The sequence below is a fragment of the Mycobacterium sp. TH-M106 genome (assembly GCF_057473765.1).
The window spans coordinates 1-1,473 of record NZ_JBYCLE010000597.1 but is presented as its reverse complement, the minus strand read 5'-3'; the positions used below and the strand labels follow the sequence as shown (position 1 = coordinate 1,473).

1 protein-coding gene and 1 pseudogene are annotated in these 1,473 nt (G+C 68.7%); both read right to left on the bottom strand.

Annotated features, from left to right (window positions below):
- Window positions 1-1,138: alpha-(1->6)-mannopyranosyltransferase A (locus AC2VOP_RS20310; protein WP_486962641.1), on the bottom strand; the 1,138-nt coding region annotated here is incomplete at its 3' end.
- Window positions 1,139-1,144: 6 nt separating this feature from the next.
- Window positions 1,145-1,473, bottom strand: a pseudogene (locus tag AC2VOP_RS20305) (polyprenyl synthetase family protein); the annotation flags it as partial.

Sequence of the window (1,473 nt, the reverse complement as noted above, 5' to 3'; positions counted from 1 at the left end):
CCGGGAAAAACACGCCACCGACGGCGTGCGTCAGGTTCGCGACCGCGGTCGGCACGGTCAGCCAGTTGATGATCTTCACGTTGCCGGCCAGCAGCGCCGTCAACCAGCCCAGACCCACGCCGGCCAGCGCCGACAGCACAGCGAACACTGCGACGACAATCACCGCCGACGCAGCGGCCGCCGCCGCGAAAGCCCACAGGGGCCGATACCCGCGCCGGTCTCGCAGCTGCCGCATCCACACCCAGAGCAGAAACGGCAGCGCAATTGCGGCGGTGGCCTTGACCGCCGCGGCGACGGCCACCAGCGTGACACCACCGAGAGGGTGACGATCGAGGGTCAGTGCGATGCCGGCGATCATCAGGCCGACCATCAGCATCTCGTTGTGCACCCCGCCCATCAGGTGGATGATCACCAGCGGGTTGAGGACGCAGATGAACAGCGCGGTCGGGCCACCGGCGTCCCCGCCACCGACGTGGCGTGCCACCCGCGGTGCCGCCCAGATCAGCAGCGCCAGGCCCGGCAGCATGCACAATCGCAGCAGCATGGTTCCGACCACCACATTGTCGCCGGTCAGGACCGTAATCAACTTGGCGACCAGGATGAAGGCGGGGCCGTAGGGCGCCGTCGTCGCCGACCAGATGGGGCTCACGTCGTCGAGCAACGGGTTCGGGTTTTCCACCGGGCCGACCAGATAGGGATCGAGGCCGTCGCGTAGCAGCGCGCCCTGGGCCAGATACGAGTACGTGTCACGGCTGAACACCGGCACGCTCAACAGCAACGGCGCCAGCCAAAATCCGGTACTGACCACCATAGTGTATTCCGTTGCGCTGCCAGCGATGACGCGTCGCCCCAGCCCCAGCCATGCCATCAGCATCACTGCGACACCGGACCACAAAAACACCGAGGACAGCACCAGCCCGTGACCGAAACGCAGCCAGGACAGGTGCATCGACTCCAGCAACGGGTCGTGCACCCGGGTGCTGCCGGCCCCTAACCCGCCCGTGGTGATCAGCATCGCGCCCAGGCAGCCCAACCAGGCCGGCCCGGACTCCCGGCTGGCAGCGAACCGCTGTAGCCGCGACAGGTGCCGGGAGAGGCTGGCGCCCCGGCTGGCTGTCGGTGCTGTCGGTGTGGCCATGGGCGTTCAGGCAGAGCGGTTGGCGGCCAGCCGGGCCAGGTCGGACAGTCCGGCCTTGGCCGCTTCGTCGATGGGTGCGGCTGCCAACGCGGCTAGGGCGCGGCGGGTGAGCAGGTCGATACGGTCCTCGACCGCGGCCAGCGCGCCCACCGCTTTGATGACATCGCAGAGTTCACTGACTTGGGCGTCGGTGAGGGCGGTGCCGATCGAGGCGCGTAACCGCTTGGCTGCCAGCGGGTCCGAGTTGTCGGCCAACTCCACCGCCTCGGCGATCAGCACGGTGCGCTTGCCCGAGCGCAGGTCGTCGCCGGCCGGCTTGCCGGTCACCGCCGGAT